We start from the raw sequence: 25160 nt of genomic DNA, 5'->3' as shown, positions 1-25160 counted from the left end.
CGGCTCGAACAACACCATCAACACCCAGTTCTGGGACGGCGGCTTCAAGACGACGCGCTGGATGGCCGACACCTCGATCGAGGGACAGTGGAACCTCGACGAGGCCACGACGATCTCGCCGAAGCTCAGGGCGGTCTACTTCTCGGAAAAGGTCGACGACTACACGGTCAAGAACAGTTCCGGCGATGCCATCACCATCGACGGCTTCAACGAGGACCAGTTCCGCGTCAGCCTGGGGGCCGAGATCGCCCGCTCCTTCACGATGGAGAACGGCACGAAGCTGACGCCGAAGCTCGGGCTGACGGGCGGCTATTCCGGCATGGACGGCGCCAGCGCGTTCGCCGCCGTCACCGCCGGCGTCTCGCTGCAGACCCAGAACTTCTGGATGCTCGACACCAGCATCCTCTTCAACATCGAGGGCGACGGGCAGAAATCCGTCGGTGCAAAAGTCGCGGCAGGAAAGAAGTTCTAACCAAGATAGCTCCGACGGACCGATCAACCTGCGCCTGCGCGGCAACAACCTTTGGCGTGTCAAAAGACAGTCTGCTGAGCAGCTGGCGTCGCGACCGCCTTTTCTTATGGCTGCCTTGCGAATACGGACGCCTGATGAGTGCGAGCGATACGACGGCGGCTCTCCCGGCATCCGTTCTGACAAAAGCGATGTCCGGGATCCGTGCAATTGGCATAGGTTTGTCCAGGCACAGCGCCAGAGGTTGGGCGAGATCGGCAGAGGAAGCCAGGCGCGCGCTTGATTTTGGTCGCAACCATGATCGCGCTGAATATGTGCGGTTGTTCTCCGATATTGCCGTTGAGGAGTCGATGCGGGTGTCGGATAGCGTCAGCCTGTATGTCACTTCTTTACTTGAGCAACTGGCAGGTGAAACTGATCTCGTTCAGACGGTGGAAGTCTATTTTCGAAATCGAATGCACAAAAAGGCAACCGCAGGAGAGTTGGGCATCCATGCCAATACGCTCAGCTACCGATTGGAAAGGATCCAAAACATCCTTGGCGCCAGTCTCGACGACGTCTCCGTCCCGGCAAAGCTCGACGTCGCGTTGAAATTAAGACGCACACGCCGATGATGCGCTATCAGCCGATGCAAAGGCCTACCAAGGTTTCGATAATTGCGCCCATGAAACCACGCAGGCTTTGAGCTCGGCTACGCAGGTCAATTCCAGTGACATAGACTGCAGACTCTGTTGATCGGCGCGGCGTAAGAACGGCACGCCAGAAAATCTACATCAAAACCTAGCGATCAAAGCTCTTGAGATATTGCGCCGGCGATGCACCGAGCGCTTTCTTGAACATGGTGATGAATGCAGAGACCGATTCATATCCGAGATCGCTCGAAACCTGCTGCACCGTAGCGCCGGCGGCAAGGCTGCGGAGCGCGAAAATCAATTGTAGCTGCTGTCGCCAGCGGCCGAACGTCAGGCCGGTTTCTTTTTGAACGAGCCGGGCGAGCGAATTCTCGCTTAATGCCATGCGTTTCGCCCATTGACCCATCGTGGCTCGATCGGACGGGTCGTCAACCAGCGCGGATGCGATCCGTCCGAGACGCGGCTCATCGGTCAAAGGTAGATGCAGGTCCTGCACCGGCATGCGCGACAAGGCCGATAACAGCAGCGTGGTGATCAATTCGGTGTCGGCGGCTGCGCCAGCAGTCTGATCCGCCATCTCGATGATGAGTTCCCTCACCAGCGGAGAGAGGGAAAGGGTGCAGCATCGGTCGGGCAGATCGGCAGCTCCCGGCTCGACGAAGAGAAAGAAAAGCCGGGCATTGGCAGTTGCAACATTGCTGTGCGTCATGCCTCCGGGAACCCAGACGCCGCAATGTGGCGGAACCATCCACAAGCCGCTGGGGACTCGGCATGTGACGCCTCCTCGCAAAGCCATGACGAGTTGGCCCTTGCGGTGGCGATGCTCAGGCGCCTCTCGCCCGTTCTGCGACACGTCGATCCGCGCTGCAATCGCGGCTGCCGTGGACTTGTCGAGGTCATTGTCGACCAGAGCCCAGGAAAGGGACTTTGGCATTTGGTGGGATTTCGTCATCATATGGCAGAATATCTAAATTCATCCGGTTGTTTTGTCGATAGGCTTCGAACGAAATACGACGTTCGGAGACGACAATGGAAATTCACGAGGACGATTCTCGGCGCGCCGCGGTCTCGCGGGCTATGGGCTCGATGCATGTTGGAGAGGGTGGCGCGCCGCATCGAGATTATCTTTCCTTCGCGCTGAGGCGCGTGGGCGTGTTCGTTCGCAGGCTGCGGCGCGCGTTCACCTCTCCGGCAACCAGCATTCCGGCTGTTTCATGCGCTGATCCGGAAGAAGCTTACATGTATGCGTGCCTGGCCTCCCCCTTCTTCTGCTATGTCTCACCGGCAATCTACGGTCTCACAAGCACCAGGGAGCCGCGCTCAAGCCGGAATTCCCATCCGGGAGAAGAGGCTTGAGCAATCGCCCAATCGTCACAACGCAAGTCGTTGTGTTTTCATTGAAGACTTTTCTGTCCGCGATGCTCGCTTACTTCGTTGCCATCAGCTTCGATCTTCCGCGGCCATTTTGGGCGGTGGCCACCGTGTACATCGTTGCCAATCCTCTCTCGGGCGCCATTGCATCGAAGTCGGCCTATCGGCTCCTCGGGACAATCATTGGCGCGGCTGCGGCGGTTGTCCTCATTCCGAACCTGGTAAATGAGCCGATATTGCTCTCCGCCGCGATCATTGTGTGGGTCTCGACGTGCACTTTCGTCAGTCTTCTCGACCGCACACCTCGAAGCTACGTTTGCCTGCTTGCCGGTTACACCGTACTTCTCGCGGGGTTGCCACTGGTGACCGCGCCTTCGAATACGTTTGACACGGTCGTGTCGCGCGTCGAGGAGATCGGCCTTGCAATCATCTGCGCCTCGCTCGTCAGCCATATCGTCCTTCCCGTCCACGTCGGCACGGTGATCCTGCGCCGCATCGATGGATGGATGGCGAGAGCAGGCACGCTCTTCGCGTCAGCCGCGTCCGGGCCGCTGGACGACGTTCGGGGGCGCAACGAAAGGCACGGCCTGGCTGCGGATGCGACGGATCTGAGGTCGATGACGATGCATCTTCAATATGACGGCTCCCGCCACCGAAGCGCGGTCTCCCTGGTGCGACGTCTGCAGCGCCGCATGCTGTCGCTGCTCCCGCTAGAGGCGGAATTCGAGGATTTGCGGCAGTCGCTGCTGAGGCTGGGCACTCCACGCTCGGAAGGCGTCTTCGTGCTGATGGCGAACGTCGGATCGGCGGTCGGCCCTAGCTCGATGAATGACGCAGGAGACATGAAGGCGAAGATCGATGCGCTTGGCCCTTTGAAAACGCTTCCGTCCTGGGAAGACCTTCTTATTGCGAATGCCGCCCGGAATCTGCGGGATATTCTTTGCGTCCGGGACGATTGCATCGCCCTTCGCGCATCCATCGAAGGGGGACGTTCTGCTCGGGCCGCTCCGCGGAGCGCTGCTGTCGACAGGACGCCAGCAGCGCATCGTGACTTTGGCATGGCGCTGCTCTCGGCGCTGGCTGTAGCGGTCTGCCTGTCGTCATCGACGTTTTTCTGGATCGCTGCCGGGTGGTCAGACGGGATGACATTCGCTCAGGTCTCCGGTGTCCTATGCTGCCTGCTCGCAACGATGGACGATCCTGTGCCGGCGATGCGCAAATTTGTCGGCGTGACCTTCGTTACGGTGGTCGTCGCGTTCGTCTACGCCTTTGCGGTGCTGCCGATGATAGACGATTTCGTGCCGCTCGTTGCGGCACTCGCGCTGTTCTTTGTTCCGGCGGGCATTTGCCTCGCCATACCCTCCCTTGCGCTTGTCGGCATGGGTCTCTGCATCAATTTTCCTCTGCTTCTGACGCTCCAGGCCCAGCAAGGCAGCGACTTTGCGGCATTTGCGAATGGAGGCGTGGCAACCATTTTTGCGATGATCTGGACGATTGTCGTCTGCGGCCTTTTCCGCTCCGTCGGAGCGGAAACGAATGCCAGGAGGCTTATTTCGGTAACGAGGAAGCAGGTGGCGACTATCGCGGCCGACAAACATTCCGACGCCGATGCCATGCGCCATCGTCTGATCGATATCGCCGGTCTGTTCGCGCCCAGAGCGGCGAAGCTTTCCCCAGGCTCCGAGATGGTGGACGCGGACTTGATAAGGAATTTGCGGATCGGACTTCACCTTGCGGCGATGCGTGACCTTATTGATGGCGCATCCGAACCGGTTCGTCTCAAGTCGGCGGCAATTTTCGAAGCCCTGCAGGGATTTTCCGATCCGGCGGCTGATGGGCGCCGGGCGTCTTCGATGGCCGCTATCGTGTTTCTGGACGATCTCATTGGATTCCCACAGGGGAATGCCTTGTCCCGCGCCGAGCACGAGTTGCTGGTGAGTGCGGCCGCGCTTCGCCTGTGCCTCGCACCTGACGCTGATCCGCCGGTTTCGTCGATGCTGTTGCCAACAGGAAGGACGGCAGCATGAGCGGGCAGTTCGATCTCTACGGCATTTTCCTGCCGTCGTTCTCTGCATTGGCATTATTGGCTTATGTCGTGTTCTGCTTTTTTGCGTCAGTTCTCGCCAAGGTCGGCTTCTATCGGTTGGTTTGGCATCGCTCCCTGTTCAACGTCGCACTCTACGTCATCGCACTGGGTGGACTATCCCTCGCAATTCAATGGTATCAAAGATGACGAATGCATTCATGCTCTCCGGACGCGTTCTGGTGACACTTTCGATGGTGGGCTGCGCGGCACTGTTAGGTTGGCACCTCTGGTCCTTCTACATGGACGCGCCATGGACGTGGGATGCGCACATCCGTGCGGATGTCGTAAGGCTGGCGCCCGATGTTTCAGGACCCGTTGCCGAAGTCTTCGTATCCGACAACCAGGAGGTGGAGAAGGGGGCACCGCTGTTTCGTGTTGAAACGGACCGCTTCGAGCTTGCGCTTCGCGAAGCGGAGGCCAAGGTAGAAAGCACAAAGGCTGCGGCGGAATTGGCAAGAACCGACTTCGACAGATATCAACGGCTGGCGTCCAAAGATGCGGTCAGCCTGCAGCAACGCCAACAGGCGGAAAGCCAAATGCATCAGGCAGATGCAGCCTACCAATCGGCACTTGCCGCCAGAGATCTTGCCCAGTTGAACCTCGATCGGACAGACGTAAAGGCGCCGGCATCAGGCATGGTCACCAATTTCGCGCTCCGAAGGGGGAATTATGTGTCGGCCGGCAGCGCGATTGGCGTGCTCGTCGAGAAGGAATCCCTCTATGTCGCGGGATATTTCGAAGAAACAAAACTGCCCAGGATCCACCTCAACGACCCGGTGAGGATCGACATCATGGGCGAGTCGAAGTCGGTCAGAGGCCACGTCGCGAGTGTTGCGGCAGGTGTTGAAGACAGAGAACGAAGCGATTCCGCCGGCTCCCTCGCAAGCGTGACGCCGACCTTTGCCTGGATTCGCCTTGCGCAGAGAATTCCTGTGCGGATCGCGATAGACGATGCTCCGGACGCGGTTCAACTGATCGCGGGCCGAACAGCTACCGTCTCGGTGACGAGCGCACCGGCTAATACACGTCCGATCCAAGAAAGTTACCTGGGGCCTGAACGAAACCGCCCATGATCGGCGCGATCCGAGCGAGATGAGATAAATCATCGCTTTTTCGAGCGTGATGGGACTATTCCTCCGGACTTGATTTGTGTTTGGGAACTGCGCGATAGTCTTGATGGGAGGCCGGGAGATTGACGCATGAAAAACGCCGCCATGGGAGCGCTCGTGTACGAGTTGCTGTTCGAGGTTTATCGAAAGATGGAGTACGACCGAAAGGGCGGCTTTATCCAATCTTTCCCCGATGAAAATGATGTTCTCCGAGAAGCATTTTATCATGAGTTCACGGGTCGCTGGGAGTGGTCGGCCGGAACGCTTGAGGAGGTTGGTGTTCTCAAACCCTTCAAATCAAATTCGCGCATGTGGGGACCGTATTTCTACCCAGTCATGACCTTGGACGAATGCGCAGAGGCCGATTTTTCCGAATACGAGACATTCGACAACTACTGCGTTGCAATGTTCTCCTTTCAACATCTGCTCTATGGTTTTGCACTTCATGGGCGCGTTGACCTCAGCTTCCGATCATCACGCTTTCCGGATGCTGTTGCATCCAAGGATGATATTTTTGTGGATGCTGATCCGGGCATCATCTTTGACGACGCGCGATTCGAAGAGAAAGTCCTGCAACGTTGGAGGACGTTAGAGGTCCGGTGTATCTATCGCAAAGGTGATGCTGCAAGCGCCAGCTAGGTTTGCCGCGAAAAGCTGGTCGATTGACGGCTGCAAATGACCGCATCTGGCGCGTTTGGTCATGGCAGCCTTCAGCCACGAGAGCTACTTTTGGCGGGGCTTAATCAACCATATCTCGCAATCGGTATCGCGCCGCGTCAGGCTGATATCCTGCATGACGTAGCGAGAAACCCTGCGATAAAATCGATCGCGTCGTCACCATCTCTTAGGCCGAGATGGATGCTTTTGCGGATGCCGTTCTGACCGATGCGGATGGGACGGACACCCAGCGCTGCCGCCTCCCGACGCACAAGCCAGTCGGGAATAGCGCTGACTCCGCGCCCCGCCGCCACGAGCTGAAGCATCATTTCCGTCGTCTCGACATTGCGGTGATGGCGCGGCCGGCAGTTGGCGGGCACCAGAAATTGCGTGAACACATCCAATCGCTCCGGCGGCACCGGATAGGTGAACAGTGTCTCATTCAGTAGATCCACAGGTTCTGCATGGCTTTTCGGCGCCAACGGATGATCGACCGGCACGGCAAGCACCAGCTCATAATCGAACACCGGAACATAGTGGATACCGGGCGCCTCGATCGGGTCCGGTGTTATCAGGATATCGATTTCGTACCCCGTAAGAGCCGCCACCCCGCCGAAGGCAAATGATGTCGTCAGTTCCAGCCCCACATCCGGCCATTCCACGAGATATGGCTTTGTGACACCCATCAGCCACTGGTGGCATGGATGGCATTCCATGCCAATCTTGAGCGAGCCCCTTTGGCCGTGGCGATAATCCGACAGGACGTCCTCAGCCCTCTCGATTTGGGGCAGAACACGCTGCGCCACCGTTACAATGTAGCGACCGGCCTCAGTGAGACGAAGGTTGCGACCGTCCTTCTCCCACATCGGTACGCCATAGCGTTCTTCAAGCTTCCGGATCGTGTGGCTGAGAGCGGATTGAGAAACGTTCAGTCGCTCAGCCGCAGCCGTCAGGCTGCCCAACCGGTCGACTTCATGCAGGATCGATAGATGTTGCCTGTCCAGCATGTCTATGCCCGCCCATGATTTCGGTGCGCCACCTCTATAGGCGAGCTATCGCGGACGGGAACCGGCCGGTGGTCCATGTCGACGGCGACCATGGTGAAGTGACCTGTCGCCGTAATATGTCGCTCGCCCGTCAGCAGGTTCTCGGACCAAAGTTTCGTCTCGATGGACATCGAGCTGTTGCCGACCCGCTCGACGCGCGCCTCTGCCTCAACGATTTCGCCAATCTCTATCGCTCTAGCGAAGTCGATGCGCTCAGACGAAGCCAGAACCACAAGCTTGCCCGAGTAGCGCGTCGCCGCAACGAATGCCGCTTTGGTCATGTAGGCGATCGCCTCACCCCCGAACATCCGTCCGACACTGTTTGCCTGATCCGGAAACACGATGTCGACCATCGCGACGGTGTCCGTGGTTTCCGGGATTTCCGCTGGAACGAGTGCTGGCAAAGCATAGCTCGCGGCGTTCGCGCCCTCAGGCGTGGCGACCATATGGAAGATGCCGCGGGTACAGATGTGCCGCTGACGACCGACAATGGTTTCCGCCACCATTTCGACCTCTACCTTCAGGGAGCGGCGGCCGGCCTTGACGGGCCTGGCCGTGAACTCGACAATATGGCCGATGCGAGCCGGCTGCCGGAAATCAATGCGCTCACATGAGGCGGTAACGAAAGGCGCCCGCCCGAAGCGGGTCGCTGCGATGAAGGCAACGCGATCCATGAGCGCAAGGCCGGTGCCCCCGAAGAGGGTGCCGTGGTGGTTTGTATCTCCGGGAAAGACGATATCGATAAGACTGGTTACAGGCTTTTCCATTGTCGCGGTCTCTGCCATCGGCACTGCCTTCAGGTTGCGGAAGGGCAATGGCATGACGCAGAGACGACGGCACGGGACTGCCGATCGCAAAAGCGGCACTCCGGGACACCCCGCCCGTGGACGTTATCTATCGCGGCAGGTCTCCTGGCTTGCGGGTCGTTGCTTCCGTCCGTCTTCCCGAGGCGCGCCTCAGTGACATGAATGGACTTGCGCTCGCCGCTTACAGTTGCGGGGGCAGCTCCGGCTTCAGGCTGTGATCATCGCCCTCACCGAATTCCCTCTTAGCTCCGGCGCATTCACGCACCGTAGAACCACGATGACGAACCAATGTCGCATGTCGCCGAATGGGTCAAGACGTCCGACGCGGGAATGTAACCGATCATGTCCAATCATGAACGTCACTCATGCTTCAATGAGATAATACCATTTTTAGCCGATCGCTGCTTCAGCTACTTAGCAAGCACCTCCGTTACCTGCAGACAGTATGCAGGTTTCCGACTGAGGAAACCGAAAAATACAATCAGGCAAGTGAGCAAGACATGCAGGTTTCAGCTCGGAAATTAGCGCCCCGGATCACCATGAATAACGAATTTACGTTTTCCATTAAGAGCCTTTCCTTCGACGAGGATTATCACCCGTCAGACAATACGCGTATCACCACCAACTTTGCCAATTTGGCCAGAGGTGAGAGCCGTCAGGAGAATCTGCGCAACGCTCTGCGGATGATCGACAATCGCTTCAATGCTTTGGCGCATTGGGACAACCCGAAAGGGGATCGCTATTCCGTCGAGCTCGATATTATCTCCGTCGAGATGAACATTGATGCCAAAGGCAACAATGATGCTTTCCCTCTGATTGAAATATTGAAGACGAACATCGTTGACCGAAAAACCAACGAGCGCATTGAAGGAATTGTTGGGAACAATTTCTCCTCATACGTCAGAGATTACGACTTCAGCGTCGTGCTGCCGGAGTACAACAAGGACCGCCTCGCATTTGGAACGCCGGCAAATTTCGGCGAGCTGCATGGAAACCTGTTCAAATGTTTCCTGAACTCGGATGCCTACAGGGCAAATTTCCATAAGGCGCCCGTCATATGCCTGAGTGCCTCCAGCAGCAAAACATATCGTCGAACCGGAAATCAGCATCCTGTCCTGGGCATTGAATACGAACAGGACGAATTGTCCTCGACGGATCATTATTTCCAGAAAATGGGCCTGCAGGTTCGCTTTTTCATGCCGCCGAATAGCGTTGCGCCTTTCGCCTTCTATTTTCTCGGCGACCTCCTCGATGATTATACCAATCTGGAGCTCATCAGCACCATCAGCACGATGGAGACTTTCCAGAAAATCTATCGGCCCGAGATCTACAACGCCAATTCCGCTGCAGGCGCCTGCTACCAGCCAAGCCTGAAGCATCAGGATTATTCCCTGACCCGAATTGTCTACGATCGCGAAGAGCGTAGCCGGCTGGCGGTTGAGCAGGGACGGTTTGCCGAGGAGCACTTCATCAAACCGTACAAGACCATTCTCGAGCAATGGTCTTCCAATCACGTTCGCTGACGAACCAGAAATACAAGGTTGCCTATCATGAAAACACTGTTGCCCACGTCAACCGCCGGCAGCTTGCCAAAACCCTCGTGGCTTGCAGAGCCTGAGAAACTCTGGTCGCCCTGGAAATTGCAGGATGAGGAACTGATCCAGGGCAAACAGGACGCCTTGCGTTTGTCCTTGGACGATCAGCGGCAGGCCGGTATCGATATTGTCAGCGATGGCGAGCAGACGCGCCAACATTTCGTTACGACGTTCATCGAGCACCTCGACGGGGTTGATTTTGAGAAACGCGAGACCGTCAGAATCCGCGATCGCTATGATGCGAGCGTTCCAACGGTCGTCGGCGCCGTGTCTCGCAAAAAGGCGGTTTTTGTCGAAGACGCCAAATTCCTGCGTCAGCAGACCAGGCAGCCCATCAAATGGGCTCTGCCGGGTCCGATGACGATGATCGATACGCTCTTTGACAGCCACTATAAGAGCCGTGAAAAGCTGGCCTGGGAATTTGCCAAGATCCTCAATGAGGAAGCGAGGGAACTGGAGGCTGCCGGTGTCGATATCATTCAGTTCGACGAACCCGCTTTCAACGTCTTCTTTGATGACGTGAATGACTGGGGAGTTGCGACCCTCGAAAAAGCAATCGAGGGCCTCAAATGCGAGACAGCCGTCCATATCTGCTATGGTTACGGCATCAAGGCCAATACGGATTGGAAAAAGACCCTGGGGTCGGAATGGCGTCAATACGAGGAAACGCTGCCCAAGCTGCAGAAATCCAGCATCGGCATGATCTCGCTTGAATGCCACAACTCGCACGTCCCGATGGATCTCATCGAACTCGTGAGGGGCAAGAAAGTGATGGTCGGAGCCATCGACGTGGCAAGCGATACCATCGAGACGCCAGAGGAAGTGGCCGCTACTCTCAGAAAGGCACTTCAATTTGTCGATGCCGACAAACTTTGCCCCTGCACCAATTGCGGCATGGCACCTCTTTCTCGCCGAGTAGCGAGAGGGAAGCTGAACGCTTTGGCTGCAGGCGCGGAGATCGTGCGAAAAGAACTCACGGCCTAAAGCTGGCCAAATAGCAGGAGGCCGACATGACTATGGTAGATCACCGCTTCGACATTGTGGACAAAGCCACGTTTCGCAACGGCATGTCGCGCCTCGGCTCTGCGGTCAGCGTCGTCACGACCAGGTACGGCGGCACGCGTTATGGCTTCACGGCATCGGCGGTCTGCAGCGTTAGCGACACGCCGGCAACGCTTCTCGTCTCGATCAATCGTGCGAGTTCGTGTTTTCATGCTTTTGAGAACGCCCGGCACTTCTGCGTCAACACGCTGATGCCGGGCCATGAAGACATCTCGAACATCTTCGGTGGAAAGACGCCGGCGGAGGACCGATTTACATTTGGCGATTGGAGTGAAGGCCTTACAGGCGCGCCAGTCCTCACCGATGCCTCGGTCAGCTTCGAATGCGAGCTCACCAATGCCGTTGACGAGGCGACGCACCGCATCTTCTTCGGACGTGTGATCGACATTCGTGAAAACAAGGAACAGGCGACGCTACTCTATTGCATGCGTCGCTACCTCAACGGCTAGTCTGATAGGAAGAATAACTCCATCGTCAGAACTGCGCCCTGCTTGCCCAAAAATCTGCTGTTGTCCGTCCGCTCACCGATTGGCCCAGCACAAAGCACGAAGACTTCTCTGTGCCGCATCGCTTGCTTGTCGTGAATGGACAAGTCTTCGAACGCCTCACCGTTTGCGAGGAGCGTATGACCGCTTGTGGCGCGCAGCTGCCACTTGGAGTTATCGATCCGTCTCCGGCTTCATCGGCATGTGCTTGTGACGTTTGACCGCCGCCTGAGGACCTTCTCGGCCACAAGAAAAAGCGGATCCGTCTGCTAATCGAGATTTCACCTTGATCTTCGCCATTCGTTGCTTGATCATTTGGGATACTTGACTGAACGGGACTTGCAAATTTCGGCGACTTGCAATGACGCGCCATGAGAAAAGACTGATTAGAAGCGCTACCGTGCGCGGTTACGCGGAGGCTGCATCGTCGGTGGGGCTCGATCCGTTGGAGATGTTGTCGAGGGTTGGCCTGAGCCACAACGTGCTTGACGAACCGGACAAGATGATTTCGTTCGACACGTGGCTCGAGCTTCTCGCTCAGTCTGCTGCCGTCAGCGGATACCAGGATTTCGGGATGCGAGCGGCAATTGCAAGGGGCGTCCCGGACTACGGGCAGGTTACTCTGTTAATGCGAGAGGCGGAAACTGTCGAAGCTGCGATCCAGCTCTATAGCTCGCATCTGAGCCTTCATGCCGACGGAACCTTTATCCAGCTCGACAAGCGCTTCGAGAGCCCGTTTATCGTGATGGAGGTGGTTGGCCGGACGCGGGAGCAATCGATCCAAGGCACACAATATTGCGTCGTCGGCGTCACGATACAGATCCGCTGGTTGACAGGCGAAGACTTTCATCCCGAACTGGTGTCCTTCTCGCATTCGAAGGCCTCTAGCGGAACGAGCATTGCGCCGCGCTTTTTCGGCTGCCCGGTCAGTTACAATCAGGTGCTCTCCGGGATGGTCATTCCTCGATCCATTCTGGCAAAGCCGCTCGTCACATCGCAGCCGTTCTTGCGAAAACTCGCCTTGCAGCACCTTGAACCGATCTTGAGATCGCCCGCCAATAGCTTTGCGACGCGCGTCAGATTTGTCGTCAAGCAGATGCTGGAAGACGGACGCTGTTCCGCCGAGGCGATTGCGACACATTTTGGCATAGACCGGCGCACGCTCAATCGCCGGCTCGCCAACGAAGGAGAGAACTTCTCGTCCGTTGTCCAGGCGGTCCGGCTGGAAATAACACGGGCTGCGATCGACCGCCCGAATTACTCGCTTGCCGAACTGGCGGACGCGCTCGGTTTTCAGAGCCTGAGCGCATTCAGCCGCTGGTTTCAGGAAACTTACGGATGTTCTGCGAGCCAATGGCGCAAGCAGTCGGGCTCCGGCTGATGGAGGTTGTCCCGACCGAGATAATGCATAAATGCTGACGGCAAATCGCAGGGTTCCGCGCTGTTGCACGGAAAACCATCTCCTCGATAAGGCGATCAATGTGATTGAACCCCTGCTATCGACTGGTTGGGTTAGTAGTCATAGCCCCAGCCGGGCCAGACGCCGGGAGCGGCGCGATCGTAAGGCTTCGGATATTCGATCTTTTGGCCCATTTGCTGCGCCGCTTGCCAAACCCAGCGCGGGTTGACGAGCGCAGCGCGAGCGATTGCGATCTGGTCGGCCTTTTCGCTTACGATGATGTCGTTAGCCTGGGTCGGTGATGTTATCAGGCCGACGGCTCTTACCGGGATACCGGCCCCATGTTTTACGGCCTCCGCAAACCCGACCTGATAATCGCGACCAACCGAAATCTTTTGTCGTTGCGGGTCGAGCGCACCGCTGCTGACATCGACGTAGTGACACCCGAGGTCTTTCAGCCTTGCTGCGAAGATAATCGCCTCTTCGGTCGTTATGCCGCCATCGATCCAATCGGAACCGGTAAGCCGTACGCCCAAGGTGACGCTCGCAGGGCAGCTTTTGGAAACCGCGTCGAAAACCTCCAGCGCAAATCGCATCCGATTTTCCAAAGGGCCGCCATATCGATCCGTGCGCTTGTTTGATATTGGCGAAAGGAATTGATGCAGCAGGTAACCATGCGCAGCCTGCAGCTCGATAACGTCAAAGCCGACACGGCTGGATCTTAGCGCAGCGTCCACAAACGCCTTTTTCACCCGTTCGATATCGGCGATGTCCATCTCGCGGGGCACTTGCCAGCCATCTCGGTAGGGGATCGCGGAAGGCGCCATCGTTTGCCAGCCGCCTTCACTGGGCAAGAGTTCGCCGCCTCCGTCCCAGTGGACACGGGTGGAGCCCTTTCGCCCTCCGTGAATGAGTTGAATTCCGAGCTTCGCTGCGCCGAAACCTCGAACTGCAGAAATGACCTGCCGCAACGCGCTTTCGGTCATGTCGTTGTAGATTCCGACGTCGCCGAGCGTCGGACGGCCGTTAGCCTCGACGCCCGTTGCTTCGATCACGACCAGACCGGCGCCGCCGGTCACCAAACTGCCCCAATGCATGAGATGCCAATCGCCGGCAGCGCCATCGACGGCGCTATACTGGGCCATTGGCGCAATGGCGATCCGGTTGCTGAAGGTATTGGGGCCGAGTGTCAACGGCGAGAAGAGTGTGTTTGGCATAGGGCGAACCCTTTCGAAATCATTCGGCTGTGTGATGGTCCGGGCAAGCGACCCTGCGGACAGACGGGCCGTCCCGCGCTGTGGCAGCGCCCGGGAGGGGGGTGCTGAAGCGGCTCAGTTTTTCACCAAAGCTCCGAACTGCTCCATCTCTCTGTTTTCTGGCAGTTGCGGTCGGAAGGCTGCGACACGCTTTCCTGGAATTAACCTAGCCGTCGACAAATTGCAGCATGATGTCCGCCAGCTCATCGGCAGCGTCGATCATCAAATCATGCCCGCCATCCAGAGAATGGACCTCGCATCCATCAGCGGTGCGGAGCGCTTCATACTGGGCTGGTATGGCGCTTGGCAGGCCGATATCTTTTGCGCTGTAGACCATGAGGCGGCGGGCCACGTCTCGATAGCGGCCACTGAGGTTGATCTTTTGGGTAAAGCAGGCGATCGGGTGCGGCGTGAGTTTCGAATCGACCCAGTCCCGATATTCCAGAACGACGCCGAAAACTGCAGCCGGCGGTGGGGCAACGAGAAGGCCGCCAAGACTAGCGCTCAATTGTAGAAACGGTGCCACAAGATTTGGAAGCAATCCGAAGAGTGTGTCGCCGTCTTGCGGAATAATGGCGTCGATATAGACCAGAGAAGCGATGCGCTCCGGAATGTTGTCGGCAACGCCGGTAGAGACGAAAGCGCCATAAGAATGAGCGCAGAGCACGACGTCCGAGAGATCGTTCCAGGTGATGAAATTCACGATGTCGAGAATGTGCGTATCGAGATTGATGCTGGCTTGCGCCGCAAGATGGGCTTTTTCGCCAACTCCCGACAATGTCGGCGTCAGCACCATATGACCGCTTTCTTCCAGTTTCGGGCGAATGAGATCAAAACACCATCCACCATGAAAAGCGCCCGGTACAAACAGGAAAGTCGTCATAATACGCACCATGATTTACGTTTCGGAAGCCAGAATAAAGCAGAGCAAAATCGCAGGACTTTGCAGAATGGGGCGCGCACTTAACCAAACAGGGCGGTTGAGGCTCAACAAGCGGGTAAGTTTGGGACCATGGTCGCCGCAAGCTGAACGGGCGTTGCAGCAAATGGGTCTATACGACCGTAGCCAGACCAACGGACGCCATTATCGCAGGATCGGGGGGCTTGGAAGATCACGGGGTGCCTGGTCCTTCAGGGGTTTTGTGTGTTGAGACGGCTCTGATAAGCGGAGCGAACATGGGCTGCTGCGGCCGCGTGCTCTGCTTGCGATGGTGCTCGTCTTAATCTCACTTCCAGAAGCGGCAAGGGCTGCAATTGCTCTCGGAGGCGTATGATCGGCTTGCGATGAGGAAAGGACGCATTCTCGTTTGTCGACGTCAAAATCGCGACAGCCAAATCAACCACCCATTGGTAATGAGGGTCAGTCGCTCGGGCGGCAAGTACGGGAGCAAGGTAGGAGCTATCGCCTGATAACGCCCCCAGAAAAGCAGCCCAGAAAATTCCGTGTCCTGCATGATACTGGAGCAGGTCGGCCATCAAATCGTTTGTGAGCACGGAAAGGCTTTGTTGACAGACGTAGTGAAAATCGAGGGGTTCGCATCGCAGCCGCGGATATTCAGCCAGGAAGTGGCTGAGTTCATCACCGGCCTCCACTCGGCTCATCAGAAAGTGCAGGGCTGATTTCGGTTTTGCCAACACCGTGAAGGGAACACCGGACATCAGGCGATGGATGTCTGCAAACAAGTAGTGCATGTTCACCTTCAGAAGCAATTTCGTTTGCTTTCACAAATCGCGCAGCCTGCTGGCGGCGATCATGGAAGCAAGGCCATGACTTAGGTCAGGGTTTGTCGGTCGTCGAAGCCCCGGCGGTATCGAAATTCGCCGCCATTTCCTTCGGGATCGAACCCGAGATGAGCCCATAGTTTCCGTTCACCGAACGCCACACAGCATGGGTCTCCTCGGTCCGATCCCATGCGGTCTGGCGATAGGTCATCCGGAGTTCATCGGGCGACGGCTGATCCTTGTCGATCATGCCAATGATAAAGATCTGCTGCTTGTCGTCATCCGTCGCTTGCACATTATCCCAGTTGGTTGGCACTGTGCCGAGCGAGACAATGCCACGGTTGTTGACATCATAAAGTGATAGAGAACTGAAGGTAAGCTCCTGATTTTCCATGCCACCGCTGACGGTCAATACATCGCGGTTACCGATGCGCTCTGCGTCTATGACGACCGTGCCACCTGGGGCCGGTTTACTGGCGCCGAAGTCACGATAAACGGCATTGCGCTCGTAGGCTGTCCCTGCTTTGCGCAGTACATAGGCTGAAAGGGATTCTGTTGCGCCAATGGCAGCAGCGCCCGCTTTGTAATGGGTGGTCACTAAGACATCGCTATGATCCAAATGAACAAATCCGGAGAAGGCTTCACACAACGGTGAATTCTCGATTGCGCCGGTTTGCGGCAGGAATTGCGGTGATTTGCCGAAGGCGGCAAGTTCGGCGGCTTTCAGATCGGCATCCTTCATCGCCATCTCATTGAGATCGGCACAAAGCGGCAGCCCGGTTGCCGTATCGCCAGCAAAGGCAGTCGGACCAACGGCCACGACAACGATTCCGAAAAGGGATGTGAATATCGTTCGCTTGTGCATGAGGGCCGACCCGATCGAACAACGTGCGATGGTCATCAAATGACGCGTTCCTCTCAGCCGTAGCTTTCCGCTGGCGCGGTCATGACGGATTCCGTTCCGCCTCGTTGGTCAGGAAATTCCAGACGCCGGTCATTATATGGATCTGCCGTGTCAGGTTCCAAGGCTGAGGATGGCCATGCGGCATTTCGCGTGATACCCATTCGCCGAAAGAGGGAATCCGATGAGACTGAAGCTCGTGGCGGTCGCTGTTGCAGCGCTCGCCCCTGTCGTTGCCATGCTTGGGTATAATGAGTATGCGATGCGTCAGCAGCGTGGCGATGAGGTGCGCGCCGAAGCAGCGCAGGCCGCGCGGCAGGCCTCTTCCGAGGTCGAGCGCATCGTCGAAGGGTTGCGTTCGCTCCTTATCGCCGTCACTTCGATGCCTTCGGTCCGCCATCTCGATATCCCCGTCTGCAATGAAGCGTTGAAATCGCTCGCCGCCAATGTCCCGAACATCAAGACGATTTTCATCCTGTCGCCGGATGGCAGGCCGATTTGCGGCAGCGTGGCCATTCCCGCCAGCACAAGCTTCGCCGATAGGCCCTATTTCCGCAAAGCAATCGAAACGAGAGGCTTCGTCGTCGGCGAGCACACGAAGAGCCGGGTTTCCGATAGCGCCGTTCTTCCGCTTGCAATGCCGGCTCTCGAAGACGGGAAAGTCAGCGTCGTCGTCGTCAGCGGCATCCGTCTTGACTGGCTTCAGAACCGCATCGTCGAGCGCGGTGTCGCTCCGGGAAACACTGTCACGCTTGCCGATGGTGATGGCACCATCGTTGCGCGCGTGCCCTCGCCGGATCGATTTGTCGGCACCGTGATCCCGGATGAATTTCAGCCACTGGTCCATGCGGACGCGCCAGGAATCATCGAAGTCAAAAGTCAGGACGGTACGGACCGCATTCTCGGTTACAGGCCGATCGCCCTGCCTGTCAGCCCGCTCTATGTGAGTGCAGGCTTGTCGACCTCCGACGCCTTCGCTCCGATCAACCGAACGACGTGGACCAACACGATTGCGATTGCCGTCGGCGCGCTCATATCCCTCGCCCTTTCGATATTCATCGGTGACCGCTTTCTGCTTGCGCCCATCTCGCGCATTGCGGAGGTTATGGAGAGATGGCGAGCTGGTGACACCGACATCCGGACCAAATTGACGGGCGATGGCGAGCTTCACGCGGTCGGTGCGACGCTTGACAGCCTTCTCGACGAACTGGAGCGTCGGCGGTTCGAAAGCGAGCGTGCGGAAGAGGAACGCTCTCTTTTGGTCCATGAGCTTGCCCATCGTGTGAAGAACGGATTCGCCCTTGTGCAGGCCATGGCCCAGCGCACGTTCATGCGATCCGATCCGGAGCGCTACAAATCCTTTTCAGAGAGGCTTGCAAGCCTTTCACGCACCTATGATCTCATCCTCTCGGGCGAGGGGGTCGCATCGCCTCTCGACGAGACTGTTGCAGTGGCGATGCGGGCGCATTCTTCCGGTGACGATCGTGTCAAACTCACCGGCCCCGAGGTCATGCTGACGCCCGATCTCACCCTTCCATTGTCTCTGGTAATCCATGAACTCGCGACAAACGCCATCAAATATGGCAGCCTCTCGAGCGAGCACGGCACGGTTGCCATCGAATGGAGGTTCGAGAGCAACCGCGTATTCCTGAGCTGGAAGGAAGGCGGTGGCCCTCCCGTCTCGGCGCCTTCGCGCAAAGGCTTTGGAAGTGTCCTGATCGAACGCGCGTTTCCGGGTGTCGCGCAAGCGCGAAGCCGCACTGCTTTTGAGCCGGACGGCATTCTGTTCGAACTGGAGTTCGCTCTACCGGCGCATTCGGCATAATTGTCAGTGCTGGGTCAAACCACCGATTATCGCCGGTCGTCCAGGAGCCGTAAAAGCAGGTTGTGTTTTTTCTTGTGATGAACGAGGTCGATGTCGCTCACGAGCTTCGCTCCCCCTTCGTGCCGCTCCAGGGTAATCTTGCGGCTATGGAAGGCTTCCAGTTCGGCCCGGTGTGCAACGCTGATGATCGTGACTTTCGGCAGTTCCTGGATCACCATCTCCATCATCTTGTCCTGGCTTTTCTCGTCGAGAGCCGACGTCGCTTCGTCCAGGACGATGATGTCGGGATCGTGCAGAAGAAGACGCGCAAAGGCGAGCCGTTGTTTTTCGCCGCCGGAAAGCGTCTGGTCCCATGGCGCCTCTTCTTCGATCTTTTCGTTCAGATAGCCAAGCCCAACCTTGTCGACTGCCGCCTTGATCTCATCCAGCGACCAGTCGTCGGCCGCGCGGGGATAGGCGACGGCGCGGCGCAGGGTGCCGGCTGGAATGTAAGGTCTCTGCGGCAACATGAACAATCGGCTATCGGGTCGCAAGTCGACGCTGCCGTGACCCCATGGCCAAAGACCGGAAATCGCTCGAATGAGCGTGCTTTTTCCTGAACCGGATTCGCCGGCAACGAGAACTCGTTCGCCCGGCTCGATCTTGACTTCCGTTTCCTTGACCACCGACTTGCCATCATTGAGCGTAACGGACAGATCGTTCAGACACAGCATCGCATCACCGTCTGTTTCGCCATGCTTGATGCGGCCGAGGGAGTCGCTCTTCTCGGCGCGCTCAAGTCCGTCGAGAGAGACCATGAGCGAGGCGACGCGGTGTGCGAAGGCATTCCAGTCGGCAAGACGTGGGTAATTGTCGACCAGCCATCCGAAAGCAGTTTGAACAATGGCAAAAGCGGAGGCGGCCTGCATCACCTCGCCGAGCGTCATGCTGCCCTCGAGAAATTTCGGTGCGCAAAGCAAGACAGGCACGACGGGGGCAATCAACATGGAGCCCTGGGAGATCAATGTCGTGCGCATATATTGATGCGCAAGCAAGGCCCATTGCTTCAAGACATTGCCGAAGGTCCTCTGAAGATCGCTTCTTTCTTCCTCCTCCCCGCCCAGCAGCGCGATGCTTTCGCCGTTTTCGCGAATATGAGTCAGCGTGTAGCGAAATTCGGCTTCCACCTGGTTCTTGACCTCGGAGACCTCGACGAAATGGCGGCCGATGATCGTCATCGACGTGGAGGTGATGACGGCGTAAAGGACCGCCGTTACGACGAGAAAGCCGGGAATCGTGATGGTCGAACCGGCAATCTGGAACGTCAGCGCGCCGCCGATCGTCCATAGAACGACAATAAAGGTCGAAGCCGACAGGAATGCGGAGATCACGCCGGCCAGGAAATCGACCGGAGATTCGGTCGCGATCCGCATGTCTTCGGATAGGCGTGCCTCAGGATTTTTGTGATCGTCGCCGCCGATCAGGTTCAGCTGATAGTATCGGCCGTTTGCCAGCCAGCGGGCGATGAGCGCGTTGGTGAGCCAGGATCGCCACCGTCTCTGGATCATCATGCGCACATAAACCTGTCCGGTCACGAGAGCGACGCTGGCGAGTACGAGCGGCAGGAATACGGCGCTCAGGATGTAAACGGTGTGGGCTTCCCGTTGCTCGATGGCGTCGAAGATCCAGCGATTCCAGAGATTGATACCGTATTGGACGCAGACGTTGAGGCCTATCAAGGCAAGCAATCCGATGGTGCATGGCCAGGCAAAGCCATCGCCGCGGCGGCTCCAGTATCCGCGCGCGCTGATCCAGAACCGCGTCAGCAAGTACCTCTTGCGCACTTTTGCCGCTTCTTCCGGCGTCAATTCCGGTCCAGGTTCGACGATATCGGGTGGGGGCTCAGCCTCGGGGGGCGATGCTTTTTGGGCGCGCGATGTCTTGGCATCGTCTGGTGCGGTGCCGTCGACCGATTTCGGGTGAGCTTTAGCGTCGGCCATATCAGCAAAAACGGCCTTGGGGCAAAAAAGTTTCACGACATTTTCCTGCGTGATAAACTCATGCGCATTGACGTTGCGGGCGCTTAGAAGCCACGAAATGGCATTGCGAAATTTCACCGCTGATAACCACCTCTCAATCAGTCTTGGCTAGGCTTCGATGATAAAGAGACCAGGACGAGCTCGGTGACGACGCGTATCAATCAATTCAAGCTGCTGGGGCCAGCCATGTTCCTGACCGCGATACTGATCGCGGGGCTGGCTGCTATCCCCTATTACGGCGTGGCCCGTCTGGATGCCGAAAGCCGTTCCCGGCAGGAAACACTGGTCGAACGCAACATTTCTATCTGGATTTCCGACGTTGAGTTTGCCTTGACGGCATGGACGATCTGGGATGAGTCCATCGCCAAGATCGACAATGCCTTCGATGCGGAGTGGGCAGATCGTAACATCGGCAGCTCGCTGATCGGCACTTCCCGGACGCGCTTTGCGGCGATACTCGACCGTGATGATCACTTGATCTATTCGAAAATGGCCGATGAAGTGCGCGAACGCCCGTTCTTTCATCGCAGCACCGAGGTCATCGTCGCGGACGCGCGCGGATTGGTCGACCAGGTCCGATCGAAGGAGGCGTTGCCGAAGCCGGCCGGCATTCCAAGCCCGATTGCGTTCAGCAAGATCGAGGTTTTCGGCAGCGACGCCGTTCTGTTGACGGCGAGCCTTTTCCAGCCGGACTTCAAAACCGTCACACCGCGCGGCAACCACGCTCCGGTGCTCGTTTCCGCCGTTCCGATTGCCGGTAGCCTGCAGGAGTTTCTGGGAAACAGGTTCCTTCTGGATGATGCGACCTTCGGGCCGCTAGCGACGGTTTCGTCCGATCGTGCACGGGTGGAAATCGCCACGGGTGCCGCTGGCGAAAAGCAGGTTCTGTCCTGGCGCCCCCCGACACCCGCCAAAGACCTTCTTCATCAATCGCTGCCGTTGATCGCAGCAGTCACCTTTGTCCTGATTGCCGGCGGCCTTTTCTCGGTTCGGCTGTCGAGACAGGCAATGGCATCCTTGATGTCGTCCGAACAACAGATGCGTCATGCTGCCACGCATGATTTCCTGACCGGACTTGCAAACAGATCGCTGATCGCCTCGGAATTCCTCAGGCTTTCGGCTGCCGGAGACATGGCCGTGGCCTGTCTCGACCTCGATGGCTTCAAGGGTGTCAATGACAAGCATGGTCATGCCGCCGGGGATGAGTTGCTGAGGCAAGTGGCTGCCCGCCTTCAAAAATGGTGCCGTCACAATGATGTGGTCTTCCGCTTGGGCGGTGACGAGTTTGCCGTCTTGATGCCTCTGATGCCTGCCGGGGAAGCCGAATGGCGTTGCCGCCAGCTTTCTTCCGCCTTGTCGAAACCCTATCTGCTAGATGGGTCGGAAGCGGTCGTCGGCGCATCCTGCGGGCTGATCCAGGTTGCGGCCGGCGCTTGCGATAGCTGCGACGCGGCACTTCGCCGGGCGGATGAGGCTCTTTACGAGGCAAAGGCAAGAGGCCGTGGCCAAGTGGTGAGCTACGAGCAAGAACCGGTTCGCGTGGTGGGTTAGATCACTGCCGGGCTTCATGCTCGCGTCGAGCCTCGTTCAGCTGAAAGTCGGTGGCCTCACATTCGATAATGCAGCCGCACGCAACCCTTATCCATCGCCTTGGCGCTGATTAGGGTCGGGCTCGCGCGATGTCCAGTCAAGGGAAAGAGCGGTTGGCCCGCCCCGAGGATTTCCGGGATGACATAGATCTCGATCTCATCCAGAGCATTTCGCTCGATGAAGGCCATTTGCAGCTGGCCCCCGCCTAGCATCCAAACGTCGCCATCGTCGAGAGAGCGCAGTTCCGCGATGAGATCGTCGAGATTGCTGCGAACTTCCAACGGCCCCTTGGGGGTGTCGAGCGGCCGCGACGTGACGACGATGACGCGTTGATGTTCATAGGACCAAGGCGATGGATCCGCGGCAATGAAATCATAGGTCGCGCGTCCCATGACGATGGTTCGAATGCCTTTGGTGAAGGTGCGATAGTCGTGTTCTCCAAGATCCATGTCATCATATTTGAACAGCCAGTCCAACGTATCGTCTCCATCGACGATAAGTCCGTCCAGGCTTGCTGCAATGTATCCGACGATTTTCGCCATGTCTGTCCTCTTGCAATATAAATAAACGTACGTTTATATTCAGTCATGCCGAGACACAAGACGATTTCCGACGAGCAGGTGCTCGACACGCTTTTGGGCGTGATAATGAAAACCGGTCCCGAAGGGCTGACTTTTGCCCTGAGCGCGAAAGCCTGTGGGCTGTCGTCAGCGACGCTGGTGCAGCGCTATGGCAATCGCGAAGCTCTTGTCGAGGCGATCCTGCTGCGCGCATGGGATCAATTGCAGGCCGAGACGGATGCCGCCGATGCGGAGGAAACCGTCACGCCGGCGGGTGCGATAGAGCTATTGATGCGACTGATGCCGCCGGACGCCGCCGAACTTCATGCAACGGACGGCCTCCTGCTTCTAAGAGAGGATATTCGCAATCCAAAACTGCGTTCTCGCGGTGCTGCCTGGGGTCGGAGCCTGGCAGCAGCGCTGGGGCGTCGCCTTTCGCAAGATCCCCGGCAAGCCCATCAGCTTGGCTGGCAGATGGCTGCCCTTTGGCAGGGAGCGCACACTTGGTGGGCGTTTACGCGTGATGCTCCCGCCGAAGAGGCAATTCGGCAAAGTTTGCAAGAGTGGGTCGATCGTCTGTGATCTTGGGGGAGAGTTGATGCCGGCGTTTCCATCGATCCATATGCGCATTGCCACCGGCCGTATCGAGTTAACGATACTCGGCGGGGGCGGTCGGCGGGCTTTGCAGCAACGCTGCGGCATCTTGGGAAAGCCAGCGGTGCGCGGCAATCGATGCACGCAGCTCGGGTAACGTGCGATTGCCTTCTCGAAACAGGGTGACGATCGTGGCTGCGGCGAGCTCGTATTCGGGAGTGTTTCGGCTCGCGCCCAAGGATGCCCGCCATTCTTCCAGAGCCTGGCTGATAATCTCGAGTTCGACCGAGCCGAATGTAGCATTTACGAAGTCGCGCATAAGATCTCCCATATCAACGGCACGAATATGGGGTGGGCCGGCGTATTTCAAAGAGGCCACAAAGGTGGCTTCGGTGAGATATTTTGGCGCGGCCTTGGCTGAAGCTTACTGCTTCGATCCACTCGGCGCGGGGAAAGACTTGTCCTTCAGGCAAGCATTCATCCAATCCGCATCCTCGATGGATATCGAAGATTCCGGATCAAGTTTCAGCTTTTCCGCGCCGGCGGTCGAGTTCTTGGCTTGATCTGCGCTGGCGGTCATATCCCAGCCGCCGTCGGTAGCTTTGGGGTCGATCGCGTTGTCGGGGCAAGCCTTGATACCATCATAGCCGATGCCGCAGGTCGCGCGCAGATGTTGAGCGCCTCCGCTGATGTCGATCACGGTTCGCGTCGTCTCGGCCGAATAGGAGGCGAAATCGTTGGTCTCGGTGCACACACGGTCATCCTGCTGCCGGCTCATGCTGCCGAAGCAATTATAGGTATAGCTGTTTGGATCTTGTCGGTCTGGGATAAACATGCATTCCGTAGAGTAGCCTGCAAAGGGGCCTTTTCCGCTCGGCCCGAGCGCCTTGCGCTGGTTCAGAGCGCTGTTGACAAACGCCGAGCCGCCGGCGGTCTGCTTGCGCAAGTAATTTGTCCGATCCTGCGTGACCTTGGTCAGAACATCGGCCCAACTTGCCTTGGCGCCATCGTCGTCTGCGGTATCGGCTGACGCGGGGTCGTTGATCCCTTCCTCGCGCGCCTTGATCCAGCGGCGCTGGCTTTCTATGAGGGCTGCGTGGATTTCGGGATCACTGATGCTGCGCAGCAGTTTGGAATAGGTCGTGCTCATCTCCTGATCCGCTTTCAGCAAGGTCTTGCTGCTACAGATCTGATGTTCGACCTGTGTGGATGCGCGGGTGCAATCCATGGAATAGGCCTGAGCAGCAAGGATGCAAAGCGAAGCACCGGCGAAGGCAAGCAATTTCATGGAAGGTCCTGTCGTCAAATAAGGGGCAGTCGATATCTCGTGCATCAACGAGAAATTGCAAGCGCCTGGCGGAATTTTTGTGCGATGTTTTCAGATCCTGACACTGCGGTGACGCGCTGCCGTCATTCTAATGCCCTCGAATAATTTGCATTTTATTAAGTTTGTTCGCAAACACTTCTCTTCGGACGCGAACCTCCAGCTCGAAGGCACGTTCTCTGATCACTGAATGCAGGAGACGAGAGATGGCTTTAGACATGCCCGCGGTACTTGTCGCCGAAGACGAAGCTCTGATCCGGATGATGCTTTGCGACGCGCTTGAAGAAGAAGGCTATCGGGTTTTCGAGGCGTCCTGTGTGCTCGAAGCGGTGGCGATCCTCGGAAAACATGCGATTGACGCTCTGATCACCGACATCGATATGCCGGGTGGTCTTTCCGGTATCGATCTGGCGTGGCTGGTGGAGAGAACGTGCAAGAACACCGCAATCATCGTGGTGTCCGGTGGCGACGCCCACGCGAGCGAAAAACTTCCCGCGCGTGCCCGCTTTCTGCCGAAGCCCTATAACCTCGAGGACATTACGTCCATCCTGGCAAATACGGCGCGGCGTACTGATGCCTCGACGCTCGGCATCGCCGTTTGACGGAACTCAGCCGACTAAAGGGCCATAACCGGGTAGATTCTGCCTGGATCC

General features: G+C 57.6%; 26 protein-coding genes and 1 riboswitch. Of the genes, 15 read left to right on the top strand and 11 right to left on the bottom strand.

Annotated features, from left to right (window positions below; translation table 11 throughout):
* On the top strand, window positions 1-472 hold a 472-nt coding region (locus HGP17_RS28735), incomplete at its 5' end, for an autotransporter outer membrane beta-barrel domain-containing protein (RefSeq protein ID WP_168814445.1).
* A complete protein-coding gene (locus HGP17_RS28730) occupies window positions 382-1083 on the top strand; it encodes a helix-turn-helix domain-containing protein (RefSeq protein WP_348649002.1) in 702 nt (233 codons plus the stop codon). The genes HGP17_RS28735 and HGP17_RS28730, both read left to right, overlap by 91 nt.
* Window positions 1084-1249: 166 nt before the next feature.
* On the opposite strand, the gene HGP17_RS28725 is transcribed toward HGP17_RS28730, so the two are convergent.
* Window positions 1250-2056 carry a helix-turn-helix transcriptional regulator gene (locus HGP17_RS28725; RefSeq protein ID WP_205926172.1) on the bottom strand — a complete coding sequence of 269 codons (807 nt, stop codon included), beginning with the start codon at window positions 2054-2056 and terminating at the stop codon, window positions 1250-1252.
* Window positions 2057-2130: 74 nt separating this feature from the next.
* On the opposite strand from HGP17_RS28725, the gene HGP17_RS28720 reads away from it, so the two are divergent.
* From HGP17_RS28720 to HGP17_RS28700, 5 genes are all read left to right on the top strand, one after another.
* Window positions 2131-2457 (top strand): hypothetical protein, encoded by a 327-nt coding sequence (locus HGP17_RS28720; protein WP_168814112.1) that lies wholly within the window; start codon window positions 2131-2133, stop codon window positions 2455-2457.
* A complete protein-coding gene (locus HGP17_RS28715; RefSeq protein WP_168814442.1) occupies window positions 2454-4499 on the top strand; it encodes an FUSC family protein in 2046 nt (681 codons plus the stop codon). The genes HGP17_RS28720 and HGP17_RS28715 overlap by 4 nt, the downstream gene beginning before the upstream one ends.
* The gene (locus HGP17_RS28710) at window positions 4496-4705 is read left to right on the top strand and encodes a DUF1656 domain-containing protein (RefSeq protein WP_168814441.1); all 210 of its coding nucleotides are present in this window, start codon (window positions 4496-4498) and stop codon (window positions 4703-4705) included. The genes HGP17_RS28715 and HGP17_RS28710 overlap by 4 nt, the downstream gene beginning before the upstream one ends.
* Window positions 4702-5631 (top strand): HlyD family secretion protein, encoded by a 930-nt coding sequence (locus HGP17_RS28705; RefSeq protein ID WP_168814440.1) that lies wholly within the window; start codon window positions 4702-4704, stop codon window positions 5629-5631. The genes HGP17_RS28710 and HGP17_RS28705 overlap by 4 nt, the downstream gene beginning before the upstream one ends.
* 126 nt (window positions 5632-5757) lie before the next feature.
* On the top strand, window positions 5758-6306 hold the full coding sequence (locus HGP17_RS28700) for a hypothetical protein (RefSeq protein WP_168814439.1): 549 nt from the start codon (window positions 5758-5760) through the stop codon (window positions 6304-6306).
* A gap of 137 nt (window positions 6307-6443) precedes the next feature.
* Here HGP17_RS28700 and HGP17_RS28695 read toward each other — a convergent pair whose 3' ends face one another.
* Complete coding sequence (locus HGP17_RS28695) at window positions 6444-7331, bottom strand: LysR family transcriptional regulator (RefSeq protein WP_168814438.1); 888 nt, start codon at window positions 7329-7331, stop codon at window positions 6444-6446.
* 2 nt (window positions 7332-7333) lie between these two features.
* Window positions 7334-8137, bottom strand: a complete 804-nt coding sequence (locus HGP17_RS28690) for an acyl-CoA thioesterase (protein ID WP_246704268.1) — start codon at window positions 8135-8137, stop codon at window positions 7334-7336.
* Window positions 8138-8253: 116 nt separating this feature from the next.
* Window positions 8254-8468, bottom strand: a riboswitch (cobalamin riboswitch).
* Between the two features lie 247 nt (window positions 8469-8715).
* Between HGP17_RS28690 and HGP17_RS28685 the strand changes: the two genes are divergently transcribed.
* The 4 genes from HGP17_RS28685 to HGP17_RS28670 all read left to right on the top strand — a co-directional run bounded on the left by HGP17_RS28685 (window position 8716) and on the right by HGP17_RS28670 (window position 12699).
* Window positions 8716-9699: a DUF1852 domain-containing protein gene (locus HGP17_RS28685; protein WP_168814435.1), complete on the top strand. Its 984-nt coding sequence runs from the start codon at window positions 8716-8718 to the stop codon at window positions 9697-9699.
* A gap of 27 nt (window positions 9700-9726) precedes the next feature.
* Window positions 9727-10755 carry a methionine synthase gene (locus tag HGP17_RS28680; RefSeq protein ID WP_168814433.1) on the top strand — a complete coding sequence of 343 codons (1029 nt, stop codon included), beginning with the start codon at window positions 9727-9729 and terminating at the stop codon, window positions 10753-10755.
* Between the two features lie 26 nt (window positions 10756-10781).
* Window positions 10782-11282 carry a flavin reductase gene (locus HGP17_RS28675; protein WP_168814431.1) on the top strand — a complete coding sequence of 167 codons (501 nt, stop codon included), beginning with the start codon at window positions 10782-10784 and terminating at the stop codon, window positions 11280-11282.
* 436 nt (window positions 11283-11718) lie between these two features.
* A complete protein-coding gene (locus HGP17_RS28670) occupies window positions 11719-12699 on the top strand; it encodes an AraC family transcriptional regulator (RefSeq protein ID WP_168814429.1) in 981 nt (326 codons plus the stop codon).
* Window positions 12700-12830: 131 nt separating this feature from the next.
* On the opposite strand, the gene HGP17_RS28665 is transcribed toward HGP17_RS28670, so the two are convergent.
* The 4 genes from HGP17_RS28665 to HGP17_RS28650 form a co-directional block, all read right to left on the bottom strand.
* The gene (locus HGP17_RS28665; protein ID WP_168814427.1) at window positions 12831-13934 is read right to left on the bottom strand and encodes an NADH:flavin oxidoreductase/NADH oxidase; all 1104 of its coding nucleotides are present in this window, start codon (window positions 13932-13934) and stop codon (window positions 12831-12833) included.
* Between the two features lie 205 nt (window positions 13935-14139).
* Complete coding sequence (locus HGP17_RS28660) at window positions 14140-14868, bottom strand: alpha/beta hydrolase (RefSeq protein ID WP_168814425.1); 729 nt, start codon at window positions 14866-14868, stop codon at window positions 14140-14142.
* A 236-nt stretch (window positions 14869-15104) separates the two neighbouring features.
* Window positions 15105-15665, bottom strand: a complete 561-nt coding sequence (locus tag HGP17_RS28655) for a hypothetical protein (protein WP_168814423.1) — start codon at window positions 15663-15665, stop codon at window positions 15105-15107.
* A gap of 85 nt (window positions 15666-15750) precedes the next feature.
* Window positions 15751-16596, bottom strand: coding sequence for a hypothetical protein (locus HGP17_RS28650; protein ID WP_168814421.1), 846 nt, complete (start codon window positions 16594-16596; stop codon window positions 15751-15753).
* Window positions 16597-16780: 184 nt separating this feature from the next.
* On the opposite strand from HGP17_RS28650, the gene HGP17_RS28645 reads away from it, so the two are divergent.
* Window positions 16781-18421, top strand: a complete 1641-nt coding sequence (locus HGP17_RS28645) for a cache domain-containing protein (protein WP_168814419.1) — start codon at window positions 16781-16783, stop codon at window positions 18419-18421.
* A gap of 26 nt (window positions 18422-18447) precedes the next feature.
* On the opposite strand, the gene HGP17_RS28640 is transcribed toward HGP17_RS28645, so the two are convergent.
* Entirely contained in the window at window positions 18448-20400 is a 1953-nt protein-coding gene (locus tag HGP17_RS28640) for an ABC transporter ATP-binding protein/permease (protein WP_168814457.1), read from the bottom strand.
* A gap of 183 nt (window positions 20401-20583) precedes the next feature.
* Here HGP17_RS28640 and HGP17_RS28635 point away from each other — a divergent pair, with 183 nt between their 5' ends.
* Complete coding sequence (locus tag HGP17_RS28635) at window positions 20584-21990, top strand: diguanylate cyclase (RefSeq protein WP_168814417.1); 1407 nt, start codon at window positions 20584-20586, stop codon at window positions 21988-21990.
* Between the two features lie 56 nt (window positions 21991-22046).
* Here the strand turns inward: HGP17_RS28635 and HGP17_RS28630 are convergent, their stop codons facing one another.
* The gene (locus HGP17_RS28630) at window positions 22047-22571 is read right to left on the bottom strand and encodes a dihydrofolate reductase family protein (protein ID WP_168814404.1); all 525 of its coding nucleotides are present in this window, start codon (window positions 22569-22571) and stop codon (window positions 22047-22049) included.
* A gap of 45 nt (window positions 22572-22616) precedes the next feature.
* On the opposite strand from HGP17_RS28630, the gene HGP17_RS28625 reads away from it, so the two are divergent.
* On the top strand, window positions 22617-23171 hold the full coding sequence (locus HGP17_RS28625) for a TetR/AcrR family transcriptional regulator (RefSeq protein WP_168814402.1): 555 nt from the start codon (window positions 22617-22619) through the stop codon (window positions 23169-23171).
* Window positions 23172-23238: 67 nt separating this feature from the next.
* On the opposite strand, the gene HGP17_RS28620 is transcribed toward HGP17_RS28625, so the two are convergent.
* Window positions 23239-23502 carry a hypothetical protein gene (locus HGP17_RS28620; RefSeq protein WP_168814400.1) on the bottom strand — a complete coding sequence of 88 codons (264 nt, stop codon included), beginning with the start codon at window positions 23500-23502 and terminating at the stop codon, window positions 23239-23241.
* A 105-nt stretch (window positions 23503-23607) separates the two neighbouring features.
* Window positions 23608-24471 (bottom strand): lysozyme inhibitor LprI family protein, encoded by an 864-nt coding sequence (locus HGP17_RS28615; protein WP_168814398.1) that lies wholly within the window; start codon window positions 24469-24471, stop codon window positions 23608-23610.
* Window positions 24472-24713: 242 nt separating this feature from the next.
* Here HGP17_RS28615 and HGP17_RS28610 point away from each other — a divergent pair, with 242 nt between their 5' ends.
* Complete coding sequence (locus HGP17_RS28610; RefSeq protein ID WP_168814396.1) at window positions 24714-25109, top strand: response regulator; 396 nt, start codon at window positions 24714-24716, stop codon at window positions 25107-25109.
* Window positions 25110-25160: the final 51 nt, after the last annotated feature.

This window comes from Rhizobium sp. P38BS-XIX (assembly GCF_012641435.1).
Lineage (GTDB): Bacteria > Pseudomonadota > Alphaproteobacteria > Rhizobiales > Rhizobiaceae > Rhizobium.
The sequence above is the reverse complement of the archived record's forward strand: the minus strand, read 5'-3'. Positions and strand labels throughout refer to the sequence as shown.

Coding starts and splice junctions, on each gene's coding strand:
- HGP17_RS28675 (WP_168814431.1), top strand. CDS start 10,782: ATGACTATGGTAGATCACCGCTTCGACATTGTGGACAAAGCCACGTTT.
- HGP17_RS28720 (WP_168814112.1), top strand. CDS start 2,131: ATGGAAATTCACGAGGACGATTCTCGGCGCGCCGCGGTCTCGCGGGCT.
- HGP17_RS28615 (WP_168814398.1), bottom strand. CDS start 24,471: ATGAAATTGCTTGCCTTCGCCGGTGCTTCGCTTTGCATCCTTGCTGCT.
- HGP17_RS28645 (WP_168814419.1), top strand. CDS start 16,781: ATGAGACTGAAGCTCGTGGCGGTCGCTGTTGCAGCGCTCGCCCCTGTC.
- HGP17_RS28700 (WP_168814439.1), top strand. CDS start 5,758: ATGAAAAACGCCGCCATGGGAGCGCTCGTGTACGAGTTGCTGTTCGAG.
- HGP17_RS28665 (WP_168814427.1), bottom strand. CDS start 13,934: ATGCCAAACACACTCTTCTCGCCGTTGACACTCGGCCCCAATACCTTC.
- HGP17_RS28620 (WP_168814400.1), bottom strand. CDS start 23,502: ATGCGCGACTTCGTAAATGCTACATTCGGCTCGGTCGAACTCGAGATT.
- HGP17_RS28640 (WP_168814457.1), bottom strand. CDS start 20,400: ATGGCCGACGCTAAAGCTCACCCGAAATCGGTCGACGGCACCGCACCA.
- HGP17_RS28655 (WP_168814423.1), bottom strand. CDS start 15,665: ATGCACTACTTGTTTGCAGACATCCATCGCCTGATGTCCGGTGTTCCC.
- HGP17_RS28685 (WP_168814435.1), top strand. CDS start 8,716: ATGAATAACGAATTTACGTTTTCCATTAAGAGCCTTTCCTTCGACGAG.
- HGP17_RS28630 (WP_168814404.1), bottom strand. CDS start 22,571: ATGGCGAAAATCGTCGGATACATTGCAGCAAGCCTGGACGGACTTATC.
- HGP17_RS28610 (WP_168814396.1), top strand. CDS start 24,714: ATGGCTTTAGACATGCCCGCGGTACTTGTCGCCGAAGACGAAGCTCTG.
- HGP17_RS28710 (WP_168814441.1), top strand. CDS start 4,496: ATGAGCGGGCAGTTCGATCTCTACGGCATTTTCCTGCCGTCGTTCTCT.
- HGP17_RS28695 (WP_168814438.1), bottom strand. CDS start 7,331: ATGCTGGACAGGCAACATCTATCGATCCTGCATGAAGTCGACCGGTTG.
- HGP17_RS28705 (WP_168814440.1), top strand. CDS start 4,702: ATGACGAATGCATTCATGCTCTCCGGACGCGTTCTGGTGACACTTTCG.
- HGP17_RS28660 (WP_168814425.1), bottom strand. CDS start 14,868: ATGGTGCGTATTATGACGACTTTCCTGTTTGTACCGGGCGCTTTTCAT.
- HGP17_RS28650 (WP_168814421.1), bottom strand. CDS start 16,596: ATGACCATCGCACGTTGTTCGATCGGGTCGGCCCTCATGCACAAGCGA.
- HGP17_RS28690 (WP_246704268.1), bottom strand. CDS start 8,137: ATGGAAAAGCCTGTAACCAGTCTTATCGATATCGTCTTTCCCGGAGAT.
- HGP17_RS28625 (WP_168814402.1), top strand. CDS start 22,617: ATGCCGAGACACAAGACGATTTCCGACGAGCAGGTGCTCGACACGCTT.
- HGP17_RS28725 (WP_205926172.1), bottom strand. CDS start 2,056: ATGATGACGAAATCCCACCAAATGCCAAAGTCCCTTTCCTGGGCTCTG.
- HGP17_RS28680 (WP_168814433.1), top strand. CDS start 9,727: ATGAAAACACTGTTGCCCACGTCAACCGCCGGCAGCTTGCCAAAACCC.